We start from the raw sequence: 23,118 nt of genomic DNA, 5'->3' as shown, positions 1-23,118 counted from the left end.
CGTGTTGCAAAAATTTGTGCTGCAAATTTTTTCGACATGCTATTTAAACACGTACTCAACCCTCTCAGGCTATTCGCCTCGAGAGGTTTTTTTATGCCGTTGTAATGGTGCTTTACCACTTAGGAAGCATCCCGTAACAATTCGATTGTGCTAAACAACTTTTCAGAGGCAATACTCTAATAAAAGTTGCGCATAATGGACAACACTGAAAATAGATTCAAGAGAGGAGGACAAAAGATGTCAAAAAATGAGCTATTAGATGGGCCATCAATGACAAGAGCATTAACACGTATTGCACATGAAATTATTGAACGTAATAAAGGCATTGATGAATGTATTTTAGTTGGTATAAAAACACGCGGTGCCTTTCTAGCGAGACGCTTAGCGGAGCGTATCGAAAAAATAGAAGGTAAAGCCATTCGTACAGGGGAGTTAGACATTACGCTTTACCGAGATGATTTATCGACAAAGCATGAAAATGAGCAAGCTCATGTCGAGCAAGTGGATATCAATTATGTCGTTGCCAACCAAAAAATTATTTTAGTCGATGATGTACTATATACAGGCCGAACTGTCCGTGCTGCATTAGATGCCATAATGGACTTAGGACGACCAGCACAAATTCAACTGGCAGTGTTGATTGATCGAGGACACCGAGAGCTACCAATTCGAGCTGACTATGTTGGAAAAAATGTTCCGACATCTGGCACAGAGCGCATCGTTGTCAATTTAACTGAAGTCGATGGTGAAGATTGCGTCATTATTTATAAAGAAGACTAACTATAAAGTGAGGAAACGTTATGTCAAAGGCAGTGTTAGATATAAATGATAAACCGACTCCAGTCCAATTGGTGACATTAAGTTTTCAACATATGTTTGCCATGTTCGGGTCAACGATTTTAGTACCACAGCTAGTAGGCCTTAGCCCAGCAATCGCCCTTCTAACAAGCGGGATTGCAACATTGTTCTTCCTATTAATTACGAAGTTTCAAGTGCCAGCATATTTAGGCTCATCGTTTGCCTTTATCGCACCAATTTTACTTGCCGCAGGCGGTTTAGATGACAATGGTTTAAGTGTCAACCCAGGTAACGCCATGATAGGGGCTATGGCCGTCGGTGTAACCTACGGCATTGTGTCACTCATCATTTGGAAGAGCGGCTATAAATGGATTATGAAAATCCTTCCGCCTATCGTAGTAGGCCCTGTTATTATGGTTATCGGCCTTGGCTTATCAGGAACAGCAGTAGGCATGGCGATGAATGTTGATGGAGAATATAACTTACTGCATTTCTCAGCAGCACTTGTCACACTATTTACGGCAATTATTTTTACAATCTTCTTTAAGGGGATTTTAAGTACAATGCCGATATTAATCGGCCTAATCGTTGGCTATGTGTACTCCATTTTTATCGGTATCGTCAACTTTGAACCGATTAAAGAAGCCAAGATGTTTGCTCTACCACATTTCATTATTCCTGGTGTAGATTATGACTTTACGATTACATCAACGATTTTACTAGCGATGGTACCGATTGTTATTGTGACAATTTCAGAGCATATCGGTCACCAGCTCGTGCTAGGTAAAGTAGTGAATCGAGATTATATTAAAGAACCAGGCTTACATCGTTCATTACTTGGTGATGGCTTTGGGACATTAGTTAGTGCATTTATTGGTGGACCACCAAAAACAACGTACGGTGAAAACATCGGTGTTCTTGCTATCACACGTGTTTACAGTGTGTATGTAATAGCAGGAGCGGCAGTAGTGGCGATTTTCCTGTCATTCTTCGGGAAAGCAATGGCAGTGATCGCAACAATTCCAACAGCTGTTCTTGGCGGAGTTTCCATTCTGCTGTTCGGTATTATCGCTTCAAGTGGTCTCCGTATGCTAGTAGACAATCATGTCGACTTTGGTAACAGCCGCAATCTAGTCATTGCCTCTGTTATTCTAGTAATAGGTATCGGCGGTGCGAAATTTATCGTCACAGAATCACTAAGTTTAGAAGGTATGGCGTTAGCAGCGATTATCGGAGTTGTGCTAAATGCGGTTTTACCAGGTAAAAAAGAAGCCGATATACCAGTACCTTACAATCAAAATAATAATTCATAGTAGTACCTTTTAATGAATTGTCCAGAGAGGCAAAAAAAGGGAAGTAGTGGACAAACGATAAGTAGGCACAGAGCTTACTATAATTTGTCACGCCTCCTTATGCCTCGCTGATGACATCAGCGGGGCTTTTACATTATTTAGACACTTAAAATAATGAAGAACGTCATACATAGACGTTCATGACACACAATCTAATGGAGGTACATGATGAAGAACTTATTATCAATGGAACATTTAACAACTGAAGAGATTAGCAGCATTTTACATCGTGCGCAGGCTTTTGAAAATGGCGAAACATCATCGTTATCTCGTGCTTACAACGTTGCAAACTTATTTTTTGAACCGAGTACTCGAACGAAAACAAGTTTTGAGATGGCAGAGCGGAAAGTTGGCTGTACAGTAATCCCGTTTGACGCAAGCTTTTCAAGTGTGACAAAGGGCGAAACGATGTACGATACAGTCAAAACATTAGAAATGATTGGCATAGATGCGGTCGTTATCCGAGCACAAGAAGATGAATATTATAACGAGCTACTAGAAGGCATTCATGTTGCAGTTATCAACGCAGGAGATGGCGCTGGTCAACATCCATCACAATCATTGCTGGATTTGTACACGATAAAAAAAGAGTTTGGTTCTTTTGAAGGGTTAAATATCACAATCGCTGGGGATATATCTCATAGTCGTGTTGCGAAATCAAATGCTTCGGCGTTACAACGACTAGGAGCAAATGTGCATTTTCTTTGCCCAGAAGATTGGGCAGGGGATTTTAAAGCACATCATTCTTGGGACGATTTAATCGAAATAAGCGATGTCATTATGTTACTTCGTGTACAACATGAACGTCATAAAGTAAATAAAAGCTTCTCAAAAGAAAGCTATCATGAAGAGTACGGATTGACAGTGGAACGTGAGAAGAAAATGAAGGCAAAGGCAATTATTATGCATCCAGCGCCAGTTAACCGTGATGTAGAAATTGCTTCAGAGCTAGTCGAAAGCGAACGTTCTCGAATTTTTGAGCAAGTTCGCAATGGTGTATATACGCGCATGGCAATTATTGAAACGATTTTACAAGGGAGAGAATAACATGACAAAAGTACTTCAAAATGTGCAAATGTTAAATGAACAAGGTGAACTGCATACAGTGAATATCGCCATGGTAGATGGCAAAATTACTGCCATTGGACAAGAGGTCAATGTAGCTGGTGCGGAAATTATCGAAGGAAACGGTTTAGTTGTTGCTCCAGGCTTTGTAGATGTGCACACACATTTGCGTGAGCCAGGTTTTGAACATAAAGAAACAATTGCCACAGGCTCTGCATCTGCAGCAAAAGGTGGTTTTACAACGATTTGTGCAATGCCGAATACGAAACCAGTGCCTGACACTGTAGAAAACATGCAACTAATTAACGGTCTTATTCAAGAAAGCGCAGTGATTCGCGTACTGCCATATGGCTCATTAACGCAAGACATTTCAGGTGAAGTTCGTACGGATATCGCGGAATTAAAAGCACATGGTGCTGTAGCATTCTCAGACGATGGTGTAGGAATCCAATTAGCATCAACAATGTATGAACAAATGCAGGATGCGGCAAAGCATAACGTGGTTGTTGTAGCACACTGTGAAGATAATTCATTAATTTATGATGGTGTCATGCATGAAGGCAAGCGCAATAAAGAACTAGGACTACCGGGTATTCCATCCATTTGTGAATCTGTTCAAATTGCGCGCGATGTTCTTCTTGCAGAAGCTGCGGTCGCACGCTATCATGTGTGCCACGTATCAACAAAAGAATCTGTGCGTGCAGTACGTGACGCAAAAGCTGCAGGTATTCGCGTTACATCAGAAGTTTGTCCACACCACTTATTACTTGAAGAGATGGATATTCCATCGGATGATGCTAACTGGAAAATGAACCCACCATTACGCGCTGCAGACGATAAAGATTCTCTACACGCAGCACTACTTGATGGCACAATCGACTGCATCGCAACAGATCATGCGCCACATACAATAGAAGAAAAATGTTGTGGTATGGTTGGCGCACCGTTCGGCATCGTCGGCTTTGAAACAGCATTCCCACTGTTGTATACACAATTTGTTGAGACGGGGAAATGGACTTTAAAGCAATTGATAGATTGGATGACTGTGAAAGCAGCACAAATTTTCGACTTACCATATGGAACGTTACAAGTTGGTGCATCAGCGGACATGGTTTTAATTGATGTAAAGAAAGAACAAACTATTGATGCAGAAGGTTTTGTATCAAAAGGTCGCAATACACCTTTCAATGGTTGGGTCGCAAAAGGTTGGCCAGTAATAACAATTTTTGAAGGTAATATCGTATACCAGGAGGCAGAGTAATGAAAAAACGTTTACTTATTTTAGAAGATGGCACAGTATTTACAGGCACAGCGTTCGGTAGCGAGCGAGCTTCACAAGGTGAGGTCGTATTCACAACAGGGATGACAGGATATCAAGAAACGATTTCAGATCCTTCATTCTACGGACAAATCGTAACGTTAACATACCCACTTATCGGTAACTACGGTATTAACCGTGATGATTTTGAATCAATCACACCAGCAATTCGTGGATTTGTAGTCCGCGAACTAGCAAAAACACCATCAAACTTCAGATGTGATTTAACAGTTGATGAATATTTAACATCAAAGGATATCCCAGGGATTGAAGGCATTGATACACGTAAATTAACACGCATTATTCGTAGCAAAGGATCTGTGAAAGCGATTTTAACTGCGGCTGACGAAGAAGTGAATGTAGAAGAAATCGTCGCAAAACTACAAGCGACACCAGCGATTACGCATCATGTTCGCGAAGTAACGCCAAAGGCTGCTTATCCATCACCAGGCCGTGGCAAACGAGTAGTATTAATTGACTACGGTATGAAGCATGGTATTCTTCGTGAATTAAATAAACGTGATTGTGATGTATTAGTTGTACCTTACAACACACCAGCAGCAGAAATTTTAGCATGGCATCCAGATGGTATTATGCTGTCAAACGGTCCAGGGAATCCTGAAGACGTTGCAGAAGGTATCGAAACGGTACGCAATTTAATCGGAAAAGTGCCAATGTTCGGTATTTGCTTAGGTCACCAAATCTTCTCGTTAGCGAGTGGCGCGAAGTCATTTAAATTACCATTCGGTCACCGCGGAGGTAACCACCCGGTAAAAGATTTACGCACAGGTCGTACAGACATAACATCTCAAAACCATGGCTATGCCATCGATATTGAGTCTTTAAAAGATACAGATTTAGAATTAACACATGTCGCATTAAATGATGGTACTTGTGAAGGTGTACGTCATAAGAAATATCCGATTTTCACAGTACAATATCACCCAGAAGCATCACCAGGACCAGAAGATTCAAACCACTTATTTGATGAATTCATTGAAATGATGGAAGTAGAAGCAGGGAAGGGGAAACAACATGCCTAAACGTACAGATATAGAAACTATTTTAGTAATCGGGTCTGGCCCAATCGTCATCGGACAAGCTGCAGAATTTGACTATGCAGGGACACAAGCTTGTCTTTCATTAAAAGAAGAAGGCTACCGCGTTATTTTAATAAACTCAAACCCTGCAACAATTATGACTGATACTGAAATTGCAGACAAAGTTTACATCGAGCCAATCACACTAGAATTTGTATCACGCATTTTACGTAAAGAACGTCCAGATGCAATCCTACCAACACTAGGTGGTCAAACAGGTTTAAATATGGCAATTGAGTTAGACAACTCAGGTATTTTAAATGAACTAAATATCGAAATTCTTGGTACGAAACTAGATGCGATCCATAAAGCAGAAGACCGTGATTTATTCCGTAACTTAATGTACGAACTAGGTGCACCAGTACCTGAATCAGACATTATCCATAACTTAGATGAAGCGAAAAACTTTGTCGCAAAAATAGGTTATCCAGTAATCGTACGACCTGCATTTACACTTGGAGGTACAGGTGGCGGTATTTGCTATAACGATCAAGACCTAGAAGAAATCGTAACATCCGGTTTAAAATATTCGCCAGTTACACAATGCTTACTTGAAAAATCAATCGCTGGCTTGAAAGAGATTGAATATGAAGTAATGCGTGATGCAGCTGACAATGCGATCGTTGTTTGTAACATGGAAAATGTTGATCCAGTAGGTATTCATACAGGTGACTCAATCGTGTTAGCACCAACACAAACACTTTCTGACCGTGAAAACCAAATGTTACGAAATATCTCATTAGATATTATTCGCGCACTAAAAATTGAAGGTGGCTGTAACGTACAGTTAGCCCTTGATCCATATAGCTTCAACTACTATGTAATCGAAGTAAACCCACGTGTATCACGCTCATCTGCATTAGCATCAAAAGCAACGGGTTACCCAATTGCCAAGCTGGCAGCAAAAATTGCAGTAGGCTTAACTTTAGATGAAATTAAAAATCCAGTGACAGGTTCAACGTATGCTTGCTTCGAGCCAGCACTAGACTATATCGTAGCAAAAATTCCACGCTGGCCATTCGATAAATTCGAATCAGCAAAACGTAACCTAGGCACACAAATGAAAGCAACTGGGGAAGTAATGGCGCTTGGTCGTACGTTCGAGGAAGCAATGCTAAAAGCTGTCCGTTCTCTTGAAACAGGTCAAGTTCATTTAGAGCTGAAACATGCTGAAAATAACTCTGACTCTTGGATTGAAAAACGTATCCGTAAAGCGGGCGATGAGCGTTTGTTCTTCATCGGAGAAGCATTGCGCCGTGGTGTAACAATTGAACAAATTCATGAATGGTCTGCAATCGACTTATTCTTCTTAAATAAATTCAAAAACATTGTAGATATGGAGCAAACACTTGCTGACCATAAAAACGATAAAGAAGTGTTACGTACTGCTAAACGTCTAGGCTTTGCGGATAAAAAAGTTGCTGAGCTTTGGGATACAACACAAGAAGCAATCTATGCATACCGTAAAGAAAACGGCATTATCCCTGTCTATAAAATGGTGGACACATGTGCTGCGGAGTTCGAATCAGAAACACCTTATTTCTACGGTACTTATGAGGAAGAAAATGAATCAATCAAGTCTGAAAAACCATCTGTTATCGTATTAGGCTCAGGTCCAATCCGTATCGGTCAAGGGGTAGAGTTTGATTACGCTACAGTGCACTCAGTTTGGGCTATCCAAGAAGCAGGCTATGAAGCAATCATTATTAACTCAAACCCAGAAACAGTATCAACAGACTTCTCGGTTTCAGATAAGTTATACTTCGAGCCATTAACGATTGAAGACGTCATGCACATTATCGACTTAGAGCAACCAATTGGCGTAGTTGTGCAATTCGGTGGTCAAACAGCTATTAACTTAGCTGATAAATTAGCTGCAAATGGTGTGAAAATTTTAGGTACATCGCTAGAAGACATCGATCGTGCAGAAAACCGCGATAAATTTGAACAAGCGTTACATGCATTAGACATTCCACAGCCTCCAGGTGAAACGGCGGTATCAACAGAAGAAGCACTTGTGATTGGTGAACGCTTAGGCTTCCCAGTGCTAGTACGCCCTTCATATGTACTAGGTGGACGTGCAATGGAAATTGTTTATAACGAAGAAGAATTACAACATTATATGGAGAATGCTGTTGAGGCTTCACCTGACCACCCAGTTTTAGTAGACCGTTACTTAACGGGTCAAGAAATTGAGGTAGATGCGATTTGTGACGGTGAAAATGTATTAATCCCAGGGATTATGGAACATATCGAACGTGCAGGGGTGCACTCTGGTGACTCGATTTCTGTATATCCACCACAAAAATTAACACAAACGCAAAAAGATACTTTAGTTGATTACACAACTCGTCTAGCAAAAGGTCTTGGCATCATCGGCTTAATGAACATCCAATATGTAATTTCACAAGGTGAAGTGTATGTCATTGAGGTAAACCCTCGCTCATCTCGTACAGTACCGTTCTTAAGTAAAATTACAAACATTCCAATGGCAAATATTGCAACGAAAGCGATTCTTGGTAAATCAATCGTAGAGCAAGGCTATCCAACTGGCTTAGCGGCAGAGCAAAAAGGTGTGTTTGTTAAAGTACCAGTATTCTCATTCGCAAAATTACGCCGTGTGGACATCACATTAGGACCTGAAATGAAATCAACAGGGGAAGTAATGGGTAAAGATGCAACATTAGAAAAAGCCCTTTACAAAGGCTTAGTTGCTGCTGGCATGGAAATTCGTACAGAAGGCACAGTATTATTCACTGTATCTGATAAGGATAAAGAAGAGGCAATTGCTCTTGCAAAACGTTTTTCAACAGTTGGCTACCGCATTGTAGCGACAGAAGGTACAGCCCAAGCGTTTGAAGCAGCTGGCGTTCGTACAGATGTAGTAGGTAAAATCGGTGCAAAAGGACAAACGTTACTAGACCTAATTCAAAATGGTGAAGCGCAGTTAGTAGTTAACACGTTAACAAAAGGCAAGCAACCAGCTCGTGATGGATTCCGAATTCGTCGTGAGTCTGTAGAAAATGGCGTACCTTGCTTAACATCATTAGATACAGCAGAAGCAATGCTGCGTGTAATTGAATCAATGACATTTACAGCAGAACAAATGCCGAAAGCGGAGGTAGTACATTAATATGATTCGTCAAGAGAAAATGACGGTCGTCTCTCAAAAGCAAATTGCGACAAACATTTTCGAATTGACACTTCATGGTGAACTGGTTCAGGATATGACTCCTGGCCAGTTTGTCCATGTAAAGGTGTCGGATTCATTGGAGCCGCTTTTACGTCGACCTATTAGTATTGCAAACATAGATAAAGACAATAGTGAATTTACAATGATTTACCGTGCGGAAGGTCGAGGAACGCAAGTGTTAGCGACAAATCGTGAAGGACAGTTAGTCAATGTCCTCGGCCCAATTGGTAATGGCTTCCCAGTCGATGCTGTAAAGACGGGTGGGACGGCATTGTTAGTTGGTGGCGGCATCGGTGTACCACCTTTACATGAACTATCAAAACAGCTTAATGCTCGTGGGGTGAAAACAATCCATGTATTAGGCTTCCAAACAGAAGATGTTTGCTTCTATGAGGAAGAGTTTAATGCACTTGGTGAAACACATTACGTAACTGTAGATGGATCGAAAGGAACGAAGGGCTTTGTAACAAACGTGTTAGAAACGCGTGCGCCCGAGTTTGATGTGTTCTATTCTTGTGGCCCTTTACCGATGCTAAAAGCGTTAGAAGGCTTCTACCCAGAAAAAGAAGGTTATTTATCGTTTGAAGAGCGCATGGGCTGTGGTATTGGAGCTTGCTTTGCATGTGTGTGCAAGACAACCGATCAAATCGAAAAAGACTATGTCAAAGTATGCTCTGACGGTCCAGTATTCCCGAAAGGTACGGTGGCATTATGAGTCGTTTAAATATCCAAATACCTGGCTTAAATTTAAAAAATCCAATTATGCCAGCTTCAGGCTGCTTCGGCTTTGGTCGTGAATATGCTCAGCTGTACGATTTATCGAAGCTTGGCGCTATTATGATTAAAGCAACAACAGTGGAAACAAGACCCGGCAATCCAACACCACGTGTAGCGGAAACAGCAGCAGGGATGCTAAATGCCATTGGCTTACAAAATCCTGGTATTGAAAAAGTAATGAATGAAGAATTAAAGTTTTTAGAAGGCTATGATGTGCCAATTATCGCCAATGTAGCTGGTACTGAAACTGCAGATTACGTGGAAGTGGCACGTCGCATCTCTGCAGCACCAAATGTAAAAGCGCTAGAACTGAATATTTCTTGTCCGAACGTCAAATGTGGGGGCATTCAATTCGGTACAGACCCAGCAACAGCACGACAGCTCGTTGCAGCAGTAAAAGCTGTTTCTGAAGTCCCTGTTTACGTGAAATTATCACCAAATGTAACGAATATCGTAGAAATCGCTCAAGCAGTTGAAGCTGGTGGAGCGGACGGAATTACGATGATTAACACATTAATTGGCATGCGTTTGCATGAACGTACAGGTAAACCGGTAATTGCAAATGGTACAGGGGGGTTATCTGGCCCTGCAGTAAAACCAGTTGCCATTCGTATGGTATATGAGGTATATAAAGCCGTCAATATTCCGATTATTGGAATGGGTGGCGTAAGTGAAGTACAGGATGTCATAGACTTTATGTCAGCAGGTGCATCAGCAGTCGCAGTTGGGACAGCCAATTTTGTAGACCATTTCATTTGTCCGAACATCATTGAGGAGTTACCAGCAAAGCTTGATGCATTAGGCGTAGAGCATATTAAGGACATAATCGGAAGGAGCCATCGTTAATGAATACAAAACCAATACTAGCACTTGATTTCTCTGGTGAAGCGGAAGTTTTCAAGTTTTTAGCACATTTTCAAGAGCCTCTTTTCGTAAAAATTGGTATGGAGCTTTATATGCAGGAAGGTCCTGATATTGTACGTAAAGTGAAGGATTTAGGTCACGATATTTTCCTAGATTTAAAGCTACATGATATTCCAAATACTGTTGGCTCAGCGATGAAGGGCTTAGCAAAATTAGGAGTAGATTTAGTCAATGTACATGCAGCAGGCGGGCGCCCTATGATGGAAGCTGCACTTGAAGGCCTAGAAGCAGGTACACCAGCGGGGCGAGAGCGTGCAGCGTTGATTGCTGTGACACAACTAACATCTACTACTGAAGCACAAATGCAAGCAGAGCAAAAAATTGCGTTAACATTACAAGAATCAGTGTTACATTATGCTAGCTTAACAAAACGAGCAGGCTTAAATGGTGTTGTCTGCTCAGTTCATGAAGCACAGGCAATTGCCGAAGTGTGCGGTGAGAACTTCTTACGTGTCACACCAGGTATCCGTTTAGCTGGTGGTGATACACACGATCAAAAACGCATCGCTACGCCAGATGGTGCAAAACGCGATGGGTCTTCATTAATCGTAGTAGGGCGTGCCGTAACAGGTGCCCAATATCCAGTAGCAGCATATAAAATCGTAAGTGAATTATGGGAGGCAACAAAATGACATTACAAAACGAAATCGCACACGCTATGCTAAAGGTTGGAGCAGTCGAATTAAATCCAACAGATCTTTTCACATGGGCATCGGGCATTCAATCACCGATATACTGTGATACACGCTTAACTATTTCAGATCCAGTGATCCGTAAGCAATTGGCAAACGGCTTAGCAAAAATTATTAAGGAAAATTTTGAAGGTACAGAAATTGTAGCTGGTACTGCTACAGCAGGTATTCCACATGCTGCTTGGGTAAGCGATATTTTAGACTTACCAATGGTGTACGTACGTTCAAAAGCAAAAGAGCATGGTCGTGGAAATCAAATTGAAGGAAAATACGCAGCAGGGCAAAAAGTCGTTGTAGTAGAAGATATTGTGTCAACAGGTGGTTCTTCGATTACAGCAGTAGAGGCTTTGCGTGCAGCGGGGTGTGAGGTACTAGGTGTTGTTTGTGTCTACACTTATAATTTGCCACGCGCTGAGCAAGCGTTTGAAGAAGCAGGCATTCAATATGTATCTTTAACTAACTTTGATTTTCTAATTGAAGCAGCAAACGAATCAGGTGCTATTAAAGAAGAAGATATTCCATTTTTAAAAGACTGGCATGCAAAACTTAAAGCTGGAGCACTATAAGGTTAATAAATAAGAAGAACTCATAAAAACGATCACGGTTAAATTAACCAGTGATCGTTTTTTTTTATGAAGATGTATGTTTTGAAAAATTAATAAAAAAATAGTTTTTTACTGTAGCAAAAAGTGCTTTTTGTTGTTAATACTTTAAACCGAAAAATTATATAAAAATAATTATTGAATATTTAAAATAAACAGAAATATTTAATTGTTCCTATAATCTTCAAGTTTACCAAATAAAAGAATGAATTAAGAGAGAACAACATGAAATACAGTATAGATTATTAGTATATTTAAATAATAAAAAAATGATGGACAATAGGAAAAATAAGAAGGTGAGCTAATATATGTTTAAAAAGATTAGAAAAATTATATAATTTTTTGTAATAGTTGTATGGTTTATTATGTATATAACATTATGAGAGTTGTAAAAAAACTCTTGATTAAATGCGTTATTTCTATATAAAATAGCAATATGAATAATTTTCAGATAATTCCATAAGTATATAGTTAGAAGATTTTTTTGTTTCTACTGTAAAAATTTTATTAATATGTTGTTAAATAGAACTGTATAAAAACTAATAAATATTTGAGTAGAAATGATATTGAAATAAGTTTAATCAATTTTGAATCCTTTTTTCTGAATATTGAATCAGAAAAGATTGTCATCGTAAGTTTTTACTACATATTTCTATTTAGAAAAAATACAAAAAGGTGTGATGATTGCAATGAATTTAATGCTCGAAGTGAAAAACCTTAAAACTGGTTTTGATATAGACGGAGATATATATCACGCGGTGGATAACGTTTCGTTTTCCGTTAAGCCCGGCCAAATTGTAGGTATTGTAGGGGAATCTGGTTGTGGAAAAAGTGTTATGTCACTGTCAATCATGCAACTACTTCCTCAAGGGATTGGTAAAGTTACTGGCGGAGAAATAAAGTTCCAAGGCAAAAATATTGAAGGCTACAAAAGTGATGAGATGAATAAAATACGAGGAAAAGATATTAGTATGATCTTTCAAGAGCCTATGACATCTTTAAACCCTGTATTTACAATAGGCAATCAGATTGAAGAGATTTTATTAAACCATCTACCAATCTCGAAAACTGACGCAAGACAGCAGTCAATTGAATTATTAAAAAGTGTAGGCATACCAAGACCAGATAAAATTGTCGACGAATATCCACATCAACTATCAGGGGGGATGCGACAAAGGGTCATGATTGCGATTGCCATCGCTTGTCATCCAAAGCTATTAATTGCTGATGAACCTACTACTGCACTAGATGTAACTGTACAAGCACAAATACTTGAATTGCTAAGAAAAATTCAAGCGGAAAATGATATGTCCATTATATTGATTACGCATGATTTAGGTGTAGTGGCAGAAATGTGTGATGAAGTCATCATTATGTATGCTGGGAAAATTGTAGAGCGCACAAGTGTGGACAATCTATTCTATAATCCAAAGCATCCTTATACAAAGCTATTAATGGCATCCATTCCACGCATTGATATCGAAGTTAGTGAGCTAACGACAATTCAAGGCATTGTGCCATCTTTAAAAAATATGCCGACAGTCGGCTGTCGATTTGTAGATAGATGCCCGTCGGTGAAACCGGAGTGTAGTACGGTAACTCCTCAGCTTGTCCAAATCGGCGAGGGCCATGAGGTTTCGTGCTTACTATATGAAGGTTCTATCCTAGAGAAGGTGTGAGGTAACAACATGACTGATACGACAATCAAACAACATAAAGAAACTTTGCTCGAAGTGAACAACTTAAAAACCTATTACCCTATTAAAGGTGGATTTCTTAAAAAAACAGTCGGACATGTGAAAGCTGTAGATAATATTTCATTTTCTATTAAAAATGGTGAAACATTGGGCTTAGTTGGTGAGTCAGGATGCGGAAAATCAACAACCGGCCGTACGATTATTAGATTGTTGGATTCTACAGAAGGACAAATCGTGTTTGATGGACAGGATATTACGAAAATACAAGGCAAATCATTAAGAGAAATAAGAAAAGATATCCAGATGGTTTTCCAAGATCCTTATGCATCATTAAATCCAATGCAGATGGTAGGCAGTATCGTAGCTGAGCCTATTATGAATTTTCATAACAAAACACTGAATTCTTTAAAAGAAGAAGTCATTGAATTATTAAGAAAAGTAGGGTTACCTAAGGACGCATATTATAAATATGCGCATGAATTTTCAGGTGGTCAACGTCAACGAATTGGTATTGCAAGAGCGCTAGCCCTTAAACCAAAGCTAATAATTGCCGATGAACCAGTTTCTGCCTTAGATGTTTCCGTGCAATCTCAAGTTTTAAATCTACTAAAAGAATTGCAGGATGAGTTTGATTTAACCTTTTTATTTATTGCGCACGACTTAAGCGTTGTTAAACATATGAGTGACCGTATTGGCGTTATGTATTTAGGCAATATTGTTGAAATTGCAAACAAGGTAAGCATATATGATGAGCCATTGCATCCATATACACAAGCGCTCATTTCAGCAATACCTGTGCCGGATCCTCGAAAAAAAAGCAATCGCATTGTTTTACAAGGCGATGTACCGAGCCCAGCTAATCCTCCGCAGGGATGCCCATTCCATCCAAGATGCCCGAAGGCTATGATGGAATGTTCCTTAACTAAACCAGTATTAAAGGAGGTGAAGCCAGATCATAAAGTTGCTTGCCACTTATATTAAAATGGCAAGAAAAAAAAGGAAAAAATGCTTTTCAAAATAAAAAATTAACGGGGGGAAAAAAATGAAAAAGACTAAAACATTATGGTCACTTTTACTAATGCTCGTCATGGCATTGTTCCTAGCAGCATGTAATAATGATTCATCGACAACTGACAAAGATGCAGAAAAGGATAAGGAAAAACCAGTAGCTACAACTACGGATGCTAAAGCAGGTGGCGTTGTAACATTCGGTACAGACCAAGCGCCAGAGGGCGTATTTGACCCTGCCTTTGCAGGAAGTATTGTAGATAGCTATATCCAAGGCTTCATGATGGATGGTATTTATGAAGTAAATGATGAGTTAGAATATATACCAAATCTTGCAAAATGGGATATTAGTGAAGATAAATTAACGTATACATTCAACTTTGAAAAAGGTGTGAAATGGCATAATGGTGAGGAATTAACAGGTGAAGACTGGGTGTTTGCTTTAGAAACTTTAGCAGATCCTGATTATGATGGTCCTCGTTTTAATTATGTTGAAGGTGTAAAAGGGGCAGAAGATAAAAAAGCAGGTAAAGCAGATAAAATTTCAGGAATTGAAGTTGTTGACCCTTACACAATTAAAGTTACATTTAAAGAAGTAAAAATTAATAATCTAGAAAGTATTTGGCAATTCCCAATGCCGAAAAAACATTATGAAGGCATTGCAGTAAAAGATTTAAGTGAATCGAAGCAAGTGCGTGAAACGCCTGTAGGCAATGGACCGTTTAAGGTGAAAAAAGTTGTTGACGGCGAATATTCTGAATTAGAGCGTTTTGATGATTACTGGAAAGGGAAACCAACGCTTGATGGCGTTATTGTAAAAGTAATTGACCCATCATTAGCTGCGGGTGCGTTCCAAAACGGAGAAATCGACATCATGGATATTAGACCACAATCTGTGAAAGAGCTTTCAGCATTAAGCAATGTACGTATCGAAGAAACGACTGGTGTAGGCTATTCTTATATCGGGCTTCGTTTTGGTCATCGTGATAAAGCTACACTTAAAAATGTAGCAGATTTTGATAAATTCAATTCAAAAGAATTACGTCAGGCACTATTATATGCTCTTAACCGTCCAGCAATGATCGATGCTTTCTTAGAAGGAAAAGCTGAAGTTGCGAATACAGTTATTCCAGTTACTTTCTGGACTGCTGCAGATGCTTCAGATTTAAATGCATATGACTTTAATGTAGATAAAGCGAAAGAACTGTTAAAAACAGCAGGCTATGTTGATAAAGATGGCGATGGATTTGTTGAAGATCCACAAGGCCAACCATTTAAAATTTCATTTGGACATTATGCAGGACCAGCGGCATTTGAAGGTCGTTCACAAGCAATCATCCAATCTTGGAATGATATTGGTGTAAAAACTGAATTAGCAACAGGTAGCTTAGTAGAGTTTAACTTGTACAATGAAATGAAAGATAATGATGACGCAGCATTAGAGGCATTCTTCGGTTCTTGGAGTATGGGCTCTGATCCAGATCCATCTGGCCTATGGGCAAATGATGCAGAATGGAACTACGGTCGTTATGTAGATGAGCAAAACGACAAATTATTAAAAGAAGCGTTAAGTGAAGCTGCATTTGATAAAGACTACCGTAAAAAAGTGTATGTTGATTGGCAAAAATACTTCAACGAAGAATTACCAGCACTTCCTTTATGGGAAAACCTAGATCTATATGGTATTAACAACCGACTACAAGGTGTTCATATTAACGCTGTTGGTTTCCAAACAGACGTTTATAAATGGCATATTGTCGAGTAAGTTTAATGCCTAAAAAAGGCTGAGAAACCTACTACTATCGGGCTCTTTTAGGAGCCTGGTAGTAGTAAATTATAATTGATAAGGGGACGTCACATGCTTCAATACACACTTCGAAGATTACTCGGCATGATTCCATTGTTACTCCTTATTTCGTTAGTTGTGTTCTTCTTAGCAAAAATGATGCCAGGAGATCCATTTGCGGGAGAAATTGATCCATCAAATACAAACCCACAATACATCGAGGAAATGAGAGAGAAGTTAGGCTATAATGATCCAATTATCGTGCAATATGGAAGATGGATGTCTAATTTTGTACAAGGGGATTTTGGTAAATCAACAGTTTATAAAAAACCTGCAGTAGAAGTAATTGTACAACGAATTCCGAATACATTATTTTTAGCAGTAACATCTTTAATTTTGACGTACATTTTTGCTTTTTTCATGGGTATGTATGCTGGGAGAAAACCATATACATTAGGCGATAATTTAATAGCTTCGTACAATTATTTGGCTTTAGCGATTCCATCATTTGTCGCTGGTATTGTAGCCATTTATGTTTTCTCTTTCCAACTAGGGTGGTTCCCATTCAATGGCTCAGTTGGCGTAGGACTTCAAGAAGGAACGTTTGCTTATTACCTAAGTAGGGTTCATCATGTGTTATTGCCTTCACTTGTATTAGGATTAATGGGAACGGCTTCCTATACGCAATTTTTACGAAACGATATTATTGAAAACAGCAGAAAAGATTTCGTCCGTACAGCGAGAGCAAAAGGAACAAAGGAATCAAAAATTTACAACAAGCATATTTTAAGAAATTCGATTATTCCGATTATTACTTTTCTTGGTTTTGACATCGCTACATTAATTAGTGGTGCAGTAATAACAGAAACCATCTTTACTTATCCCGGAATAGGCGCACTGTTCTTAGATTCCGTTGGTAGAAGAGATTATGCGGTCATGATGTCGATAACTATGTTACTTTCGTTCTTAACACTTTTTGGGAATTTAGTAGCCGATTTATTGTATGGTATAGTAGATCCGCGAATTAGACTAGATTAGGGAGGGGAAAAATGTGGAGATTATAACAAAACAAGAAGCGTCTGCATCAAAAACACTGAATAAAAGCCCCTCTCCATGGGTGATAGCGAGAAGAAAGTTCGTTAAAAATAAATTAGCTATGATAAGCCTTATTTTTTTACTAATCGTTATTATTCTATCGTTTTTAGCGCCATATATTACGACAAAAGATATAGTGCGTGTAGACTTTATGAAAATTAGTCAACCACCTTCAAGTGAGAATTGGCTTGGAACCGATACAAATGGCCGTGATGTATTTACACGAATGCTTTATGCGGGTAAATCTTCTTTAACGGTTGGTGTAGGTTGTATGTTTTTCATTGTTTTAATTGGGACAACTATAGGGTCTATTTCAGGTTATTTTGGTGGCAAAATCGATCAAATGTTAATGCGTTTCACTGACTTTGTATTAATGTTCCCATTATTAGTTTTTGTTATCGTGCTAAATACGATTTTAGTTGGTAAAGTTTCGGGCTTATGGACGTTAATCATTGTCATTTCCGTATTAAGCTGGGGTAGTGTTGCCCGCGTTGTGCGAAGTCGAATTCTTGCAGAAAAAGAAAATGAGTACATTTTAGCTGCACAGTCAATCGGCTGTAAATCATCGAAAATCATTATGAAACATTTATTACCGAACGTCGCTTCAACAATCATTGTACAAGCTACATTATTAATGGCGGTAACAATTGTCATAGAGTCGGCGTTAAGCTTCTTAAACTTCGGTGTGCCAGCAGATACGCCAAGTTGGGGAAATATGCTAGCAGAGGCTAGAAACTCAGATGTGTTAAGAGAAAAAATTTGGATATGGATTCCACCAGCAACAGCAATCACATTAGTCATTTTATCGATTAATTTTATCGGTGAAGGACTAAAAGATGCGATGAATCCAAAATCAAGAAGATAATGTTGGTAAATAAATGGCACCTATCAAAGTAAAGTTTACTTTGATAGGTGCCATTTGCTGTTGGTGTGGAGCGAGGGGTGATTCTGCTAGCATAGTGAGGAGGTGATTCCGCGAAGCGAGGAGAGAATTCCGCGAAGCGAGGAGAGAATTCCGCGGAGCGAGGAGGTAATTCCGCAGAGCGAGAGAGTAATTCCGCGGAGCGAGAGAGTAATTCCGCGGAGCGAGGGAGTAATTCCGCGAAGCTAGAGAGTAATTCCGCGGAGCGAGGCAGTAGTCCCTCGAAGCAGGGACCTAATCCCGCTCTAGTAGCAATATGTAGAAGGGAATATCAAAATTGTACATGGAAGCCGGCTATGAAGCGTAGAAACTAACTATTTTTATGTAAAAGGTTGCTAAATTAAAATTCGATTTTTGTGTGGAAAATAAAAAAATAATTATAAATTTATGGTAGAAACAAAATTTTTTTAATGTAATAAAGAATTCATAAAACAAAGCGCTAAAAAACATAACGCACTTGAATAAAAGCATTTAAATAAAATTTATTTATTAGTAAATTTTTTTATTGATTATTGAAAAAAGTTGATTTATGAAGTTAAACTCCACTCTATTTTATTATTTTAAAATATTTCATGAGCGTATGCTTATTTGTTTTATTTATATAACAAATAATAAAAATTGATAGATGGAAAATGAATTTCATCTAGATAAATAGTAGGTGGTAATACTCTTTTTTATGATAATAATTTGAAAAAAACGCTTGATTTTGCTTATAAATACTAGATAAAATAGCATTATAATTAATTATCAGATAATTCTATCTATATAAAGACAGGTTGCTTTACTTGTGATTAACAAGCTATTAGTGCTTGTCTTTGGCGAAAATAATAAAATAGGGAGGCGTTAATTTAGGGAAATTATAATTTTAAAATAAAGATAAATGTATTTGTCAGAAAACTGAATGTTGGAGGGAGATTGTTTGTGTACAAATGACTTATTAACAATTAACAATTTAACAACGAGTTTTCGTATTAAAGACACATATCATGCAGCAATAGAAGATGTCTCACTTTCACTAAGAAAAAATGAGATTTTAGCTATAGTTGGAGAGTCAGGCTGTGGGAAGAGTACGTTAGCCACAACAATTGTTGGCTTACATAATGATTGGAATACAAAAGTGACTGGAGAAATACTTTACAATCATCAAAATTTAGCAACGTTAAGCGAAGAGCAATTCAATCAATTAAGAGGGAATGATATTGGCTTTATATTTCAAGATCCTCTCTCAGCATTAAATCCGTTAATGCGTATTCATGAACAAATTGCCGAAGGGCTCATTTACCACACGACACTCACAAAACAGCAACGAGAAGAGCGTGTCTTAGAATTGCTTGAGCAAGTAGGGATTGCTCATCCTAAACGGGTTGCAAGACAATTCCCGCATCAATTATCAGGTGGTATGCGCCAACGCGTTATGATTGCCATTGCGCTATCAAGCAAACCTGCCATCATTATTGCAGATGAACCGACTACAGCATTAGATGTAACCATTCAAGCACAGATTTTAGACCTTTTAAAGTCGCTTCAAGATGAGACACAAGCGGGCATTATTTTAATTACCCATGACTTAGGTGTTGTTGCAGAAATTGCAGACCGTGTAGCCGTTATGTATGCAGGACAAGTTATTGAAGAGGCACCCGTTCAAGAACTGTTTAATAATGCCAAACATCCATATACACGTTCCTTATTAAATTCAATTCCGCAAACACATGAGGAAAACGAGCGGCTAGAGGTAATACGTGGTATGGTGCCTTCGCTCATGAATTTGCCACGTGAAGGCTGTCGTTTCTCTGCACGCATACCGTGGATTGATGTATCAGCACATGAAAGTGACCCACAATTACATGAAATTGCACCTGGGCATTTTGTTCGCTGCACCTGCTGGAAACACTTTTGCTTTGAAGGGGAGCTAGGAGGTGGACAGTATGACATTTATGCTAATTAAAGATTTAAACGTCCATTATTCAATACGAGGTGGCTTTTTTAATACCGTAATTGATAAAGTGTACGCGGTTGATGGCGTTACGATGGCGTTTGAAAAAGGAAAAACATATGGTTTAGTCGGTGAATCGGGTTCTGGTAAATCAACAACAGGTAAAGCAATCATTGGCCTCGAAAAGGTAACGTCTGGCCAAATCATTTATGAAGGGCACGATGTTACTAATAAACGACGTAAGCGTAATTCTGCGTATAACAGAGATATTCAAATGATTTTCCAAGACGCACACTCAAGTATGAATCCAAGAAAGCGTGTACTGGATATTCTAGCAGAGCCAATGCGCAATTTTTTGAAGCTCAGTGATCAGGAGGAACGCAAGCGTATTAAAGCGCTACTTGCCATTGTTGGTATGTCAGAGGACGTCTTGTTAAAGTATCCCCATGAATTTTCAGGAGGACAAAAGCAACGTCTTGGTATCGCGCGGGCAGTTGCTTGTAATCCAAAATTGATTATTGCAGATGAGCCTGTATCCTCACTTGATTTATCGGTTCAAGCACAAGTACTCAATTTTATGAAAGATATTCAGCAAGAATATGGGCTAAGTTACTTATTTATATCTCATGACCTCGGGGTCGTAAAACATATGTGTGATTACATTGCAATCATGTACAAGGGGCGCTTTGTTGAAACGGGTACCCGTCAGGATATTTACATAAATCCACAGCATATTTACACAAATCGCCTATTGTCAGCTATCCCACATATTGAACCTGAAACGAGGATGGCGCGTAAAGCAGCTCGGCAAAAAGTCGAAGAGAAATATCGCAAAGATCATCATCACTATTATGATGAGAATGGCAAAGTATACCCTTTAAAATCCATTTCAGAGACCCATAAAGTAGCGATGTCTGAAATTGAGCAGGAGGGATTGTAAAATGTGGAAAACTGTTATTAGACGCATTATTGTAATGATTCCCCAAATGTTTATATTGAGTTTAATAATTTTTATATTGGCAAAGCAAATGCCAGGTGACCCTTTTACAGGGTTAATTACACCAGAGACAGATCCTTCAAGGATTGAGGAGCTACGAATACAAGCAGGCTTCTATGATCCTTGGTATGTTCAATATTATCGCTGGATTACAAATGCCTTTCAAGGAGATTATGGACAAAGCTATACATATAAAATTGCGGTGTCCACTCTTATTGGTGAGCGTGCACTCAATACATTTTGGCTTTCATTACTTAGTGTTATTCTTGTCTACTTGCTTGCTATCCCATTGGGAATGCTTGCAGGGCGTAAGCAAGATACATTTTTAGACAAATCGATTATCCTATACAGTTTTATTAGCTTCGCAATTCCCACTTTTGTATTATCTCTCGTTTTTTTATTCTTTTTTGGTTACCGCCTTATGTGGTTCCCAACGAGTGGAACCGTTGATGTTGGACTTGAATCAGGAACGATGGCCTATTTTTGCAATAAATTTTATCACTTGCTATTACCTGCTATGACGGCAGCTATTTTAGGTACTACAGGGATTATCCAATATTTACGCTCTGAAATTATTGATGCTAAAACACAAGATTATGTAAAAACAGCTAGAAGTAAAGGTATTCCAATACGTAGGATATATGCGCGACATATTTTCCGCAATTCAGTACTTCCAATTGCAGCGTTTTTAGGGTTTTCAATAACAGGATTATTAGGTGGCTCTATTTTTATCGAAACCATTTATGGCTACCCAGGTATGGGGGAATTGTTTATTAGTTCGATAACGAGTCGCGATTATAGTGTCATTACTGCACTCATCATGCTCTATGGTTTCTTAGCATTATTAGGTAGTCTGTTGTCGGACATCATTATGACCATCGTGGATCCGCGTATCCGTATAGACTAACGACGAAACATAATGTTGAAGAAGAGGTGAATTGACATGACACAACAAAACAATGAAACAGTAATGATGGAAAGTTTGCCACCGACAGGTATACAAGTCGTTTTACGAGAGTTTAAGAACGATAAGATAGCGATGTTTTCCTTTTTTGGTGTCACGATTATTATGTTAACGATTTTTATTGCAGCATGGATGCTCAATCAAGAAGAAGTATTGAAAATTAATTTGCTAGAGCGCTATACCAAACCTGGTGTTAATGGTTACATTCTTGGAGCAGATGAAGCAGGACGTGATGTGCTAGGTCAGCTAATTATTGGGGCAAAAAATTCTCTTTTAATTGCTATTTGGGTGACGGTGATAGCCAATATTATAGGGATAGCTATGGGAATTATTATGGGCTATTACAGCGGTATTGTAGATAATGTCATGATGCGAATTATTGATTTTATTATTACATTACCGACATTAATGATTTTTATAGTGCTAGTGTCCATCCTTCCCGAATACGGCGTTTTTGAGCTCGTAATGATTATTAGTGCATTTCAATGGATAGGAATTGCACGGTTAATACGAAGTAAAGCATTAACAGAAGGACGACGGGATTATGTCAGTGCATCCAAAACTATGGGGACAAGTGATATCGCTATTATGTTTAAAGGGGTATTACCGAATTTAAGTTCAATTTTAATTGTAGAGTTTACATTAAGTCTTGCGGGCAATATTGGAATTGAAACAGGGCTATCATTTTTAGGATTTGGGCTACCCCCTTCGACTCCAAGTTTAGGAACTTTAGTAAGCTATGCTAGAAATCCACTCGTCCTAGCAGACAAATGGTGGGTTTGGTTACCCGCATCTCTATTAATTTTACTGTTGATTCTTGGGATAAATTATATCGGTCAAGCACTTCGTCGTGCTGCTGATGCAAAACAAAGATTGGGATAACAGAGGAGGCTAT

The 23,118-nt window shown here is 38.8% G+C and carries 19 protein-coding genes; all 19 read left to right on the top strand.

Annotated elements, in window-relative coordinates; translation table 11 throughout:
* Positions 1 to 237: 237 nt before the first annotated feature.
* Positions 238 to 780, top strand: a complete 543-nt coding sequence (gene pyrR / locus ACQKNX_RS14160) for a bifunctional pyr operon transcriptional regulator/uracil phosphoribosyltransferase PyrR (RefSeq protein ID WP_340825966.1) — start codon at positions 238 to 240, stop codon at positions 778 to 780.
* A gap of 20 nt (positions 781 to 800) precedes the next feature.
* On the top strand, positions 801 to 2,111 hold the full coding sequence (locus tag ACQKNX_RS14155; protein WP_427429424.1) for a solute carrier family 23 protein: 1,311 nt from the start codon (positions 801 to 803) through the stop codon (positions 2,109 to 2,111).
* A gap of 207 nt (positions 2,112 to 2,318) precedes the next feature.
* Positions 2,319 to 3,197, top strand: coding sequence for an aspartate carbamoyltransferase catalytic subunit (locus ACQKNX_RS14150; RefSeq protein WP_427429423.1), 879 nt, complete (start codon positions 2,319 to 2,321; stop codon positions 3,195 to 3,197).
* Between the two features lies 1 nt (position 3,198).
* A complete protein-coding gene (locus tag ACQKNX_RS14145) occupies positions 3,199 to 4,476 on the top strand; it encodes a dihydroorotase (protein WP_427429421.1) in 1,278 nt (425 codons plus the stop codon).
* On the top strand, positions 4,476 to 5,576 hold the full coding sequence (gene carA / locus ACQKNX_RS14140) for a glutamine-hydrolyzing carbamoyl-phosphate synthase small subunit (RefSeq protein ID WP_340825961.1): 1,101 nt from the start codon (positions 4,476 to 4,478) through the stop codon (positions 5,574 to 5,576). Before ACQKNX_RS14145 ends, carA begins: the two co-directional genes overlap by 1 nt.
* Positions 5,569 to 8,766, top strand: coding sequence for a carbamoyl-phosphate synthase large subunit (gene carB, locus ACQKNX_RS14135; protein WP_427429419.1), 3,198 nt, complete (start codon positions 5,569 to 5,571; stop codon positions 8,764 to 8,766). The genes carA and carB overlap by 8 nt, the downstream gene beginning before the upstream one ends.
* Before the next feature lies 1 nt (position 8,767).
* The gene (locus ACQKNX_RS14130) at positions 8,768 to 9,541 is read left to right on the top strand and encodes a dihydroorotate dehydrogenase electron transfer subunit (RefSeq protein ID WP_340825958.1); all 774 of its coding nucleotides are present in this window, start codon (positions 8,768 to 8,770) and stop codon (positions 9,539 to 9,541) included.
* Complete coding sequence (locus tag ACQKNX_RS14125) at positions 9,538 to 10,449, top strand: dihydroorotate dehydrogenase (protein ID WP_427429417.1); 912 nt, start codon at positions 9,538 to 9,540, stop codon at positions 10,447 to 10,449. The genes ACQKNX_RS14130 and ACQKNX_RS14125 overlap by 4 nt, the downstream gene beginning before the upstream one ends.
* Complete coding sequence (pyrF, locus tag ACQKNX_RS14120) at positions 10,449 to 11,159, top strand: orotidine-5'-phosphate decarboxylase (RefSeq protein ID WP_427429416.1); 711 nt, start codon at positions 10,449 to 10,451, stop codon at positions 11,157 to 11,159. The genes ACQKNX_RS14125 and pyrF overlap by 1 nt, the downstream gene beginning before the upstream one ends.
* Positions 11,156 to 11,785: an orotate phosphoribosyltransferase gene (gene pyrE, locus ACQKNX_RS14115; RefSeq protein ID WP_427429414.1), complete on the top strand. Its 630-nt coding sequence runs from the start codon at positions 11,156 to 11,158 to the stop codon at positions 11,783 to 11,785. Before pyrF ends, pyrE begins: the two co-directional genes overlap by 4 nt.
* A gap of 716 nt (positions 11,786 to 12,501) precedes the next feature.
* Positions 12,502 to 13,500: an ABC transporter ATP-binding protein gene (locus tag ACQKNX_RS14110; RefSeq protein WP_427429412.1), complete on the top strand. Its 999-nt coding sequence runs from the start codon at positions 12,502 to 12,504 to the stop codon at positions 13,498 to 13,500.
* 9 nt (positions 13,501 to 13,509) lie between these two features.
* Complete coding sequence (locus ACQKNX_RS14105) at positions 13,510 to 14,499, top strand: ABC transporter ATP-binding protein (protein ID WP_427429410.1); 990 nt, start codon at positions 13,510 to 13,512, stop codon at positions 14,497 to 14,499.
* A gap of 61 nt (positions 14,500 to 14,560) precedes the next feature.
* Positions 14,561 to 16,291 carry an oligopeptide ABC transporter substrate-binding protein gene (opp4A, locus tag ACQKNX_RS14100; RefSeq protein WP_427429409.1) on the top strand — a complete coding sequence of 577 codons (1,731 nt, stop codon included), beginning with the start codon at positions 14,561 to 14,563 and terminating at the stop codon, positions 16,289 to 16,291.
* Positions 16,292 to 16,384: 93 nt separating this feature from the next.
* Complete coding sequence (opp4B, locus tag ACQKNX_RS14095) at positions 16,385 to 17,350, top strand: oligopeptide ABC transporter permease (protein ID WP_340825946.1); 966 nt, start codon at positions 16,385 to 16,387, stop codon at positions 17,348 to 17,350.
* Positions 17,351 to 17,363: 13 nt separating this feature from the next.
* Positions 17,364 to 18,272: an oligopeptide ABC transporter permease gene (gene opp4C / locus ACQKNX_RS14090; protein WP_427429408.1), complete on the top strand. Its 909-nt coding sequence runs from the start codon at positions 17,364 to 17,366 to the stop codon at positions 18,270 to 18,272.
* Between the two features lie 976 nt (positions 18,273 to 19,248).
* Positions 19,249 to 20,274, top strand: a complete 1,026-nt coding sequence (locus tag ACQKNX_RS14085; protein ID WP_427429407.1) for an ABC transporter ATP-binding protein — start codon at positions 19,249 to 19,251, stop codon at positions 20,272 to 20,274.
* Positions 20,255 to 21,202, top strand: coding sequence for an ATP-binding cassette domain-containing protein (locus ACQKNX_RS14080; RefSeq protein ID WP_427429406.1), 948 nt, complete (start codon positions 20,255 to 20,257; stop codon positions 21,200 to 21,202). The genes ACQKNX_RS14085 and ACQKNX_RS14080 overlap by 20 nt, the downstream gene beginning before the upstream one ends.
* Position 21,203: 1 nt before the next feature.
* Complete coding sequence (gene opp4B, locus ACQKNX_RS14075; RefSeq protein ID WP_427429405.1) at positions 21,204 to 22,166, top strand: oligopeptide ABC transporter permease; 963 nt, start codon at positions 21,204 to 21,206, stop codon at positions 22,164 to 22,166.
* A gap of 36 nt (positions 22,167 to 22,202) precedes the next feature.
* Positions 22,203 to 23,105, top strand: a complete 903-nt coding sequence (locus ACQKNX_RS14070; protein WP_427429404.1) for an ABC transporter permease — start codon at positions 22,203 to 22,205, stop codon at positions 23,103 to 23,105.
* The last annotated feature ends 13 nt before the right edge of the window (positions 23,106 to 23,118 follow it).

This window comes from Lysinibacillus sp. NPDC093712, assembly GCF_050280025.1.
Lineage (GTDB): Bacteria > Bacillota > Bacilli > Bacillales_A > Planococcaceae > Lysinibacillus.
This window is presented reverse-complemented; position numbering and strand designations above follow the sequence as displayed.

Excerpts from the sequence above, each read along its gene's own strand:
- ACQKNX_RS14150 (WP_427429423.1), top strand. The coding sequence starts at position 2,319 with ATGAAGAACTTATTATCAATGGAACATTTAACAACTGAAGAGATTAGC.
- ACQKNX_RS14130 (WP_340825958.1), top strand. The coding sequence starts at position 8,768 with ATGATTCGTCAAGAGAAAATGACGGTCGTCTCTCAAAAGCAAATTGCG.
- ACQKNX_RS14110 (WP_427429412.1), top strand. The coding sequence starts at position 12,502 with ATGATTGCAATGAATTTAATGCTCGAAGTGAAAAACCTTAAAACTGGT.
- opp4B (WP_427429405.1), top strand. The coding sequence starts at position 21,204 with ATGTGGAAAACTGTTATTAGACGCATTATTGTAATGATTCCCCAAATG.
- ACQKNX_RS14105 (WP_427429410.1), top strand. The coding sequence starts at position 13,510 with ATGACTGATACGACAATCAAACAACATAAAGAAACTTTGCTCGAAGTG.
- carA (WP_340825961.1), top strand. The coding sequence starts at position 4,476 with ATGAAAAAACGTTTACTTATTTTAGAAGATGGCACAGTATTTACAGGC.
- carB (WP_427429419.1), top strand. The coding sequence starts at position 5,569 with ATGCCTAAACGTACAGATATAGAAACTATTTTAGTAATCGGGTCTGGC.
- ACQKNX_RS14125 (WP_427429417.1), top strand. The coding sequence starts at position 9,538 with ATGAGTCGTTTAAATATCCAAATACCTGGCTTAAATTTAAAAAATCCA.
- ACQKNX_RS14080 (WP_427429406.1), top strand. The coding sequence starts at position 20,255 with ATGACATTTATGCTAATTAAAGATTTAAACGTCCATTATTCAATACGA.
- pyrE (WP_427429414.1), top strand. The coding sequence starts at position 11,156 with ATGACATTACAAAACGAAATCGCACACGCTATGCTAAAGGTTGGAGCA.
- opp4B (WP_340825946.1), top strand. The coding sequence starts at position 16,385 with ATGCTTCAATACACACTTCGAAGATTACTCGGCATGATTCCATTGTTA.
- ACQKNX_RS14155 (WP_427429424.1), top strand. The coding sequence starts at position 801 with ATGTCAAAGGCAGTGTTAGATATAAATGATAAACCGACTCCAGTCCAA.
- opp4A (WP_427429409.1), top strand. The coding sequence starts at position 14,561 with ATGAAAAAGACTAAAACATTATGGTCACTTTTACTAATGCTCGTCATG.
- ACQKNX_RS14145 (WP_427429421.1), top strand. The coding sequence starts at position 3,199 with ATGACAAAAGTACTTCAAAATGTGCAAATGTTAAATGAACAAGGTGAA.
- ACQKNX_RS14070 (WP_427429404.1), top strand. The coding sequence starts at position 22,203 with ATGACACAACAAAACAATGAAACAGTAATGATGGAAAGTTTGCCACCG.
- pyrR (WP_340825966.1), top strand. The coding sequence starts at position 238 with ATGTCAAAAAATGAGCTATTAGATGGGCCATCAATGACAAGAGCATTA.
- pyrF (WP_427429416.1), top strand. The coding sequence starts at position 10,449 with ATGAATACAAAACCAATACTAGCACTTGATTTCTCTGGTGAAGCGGAA.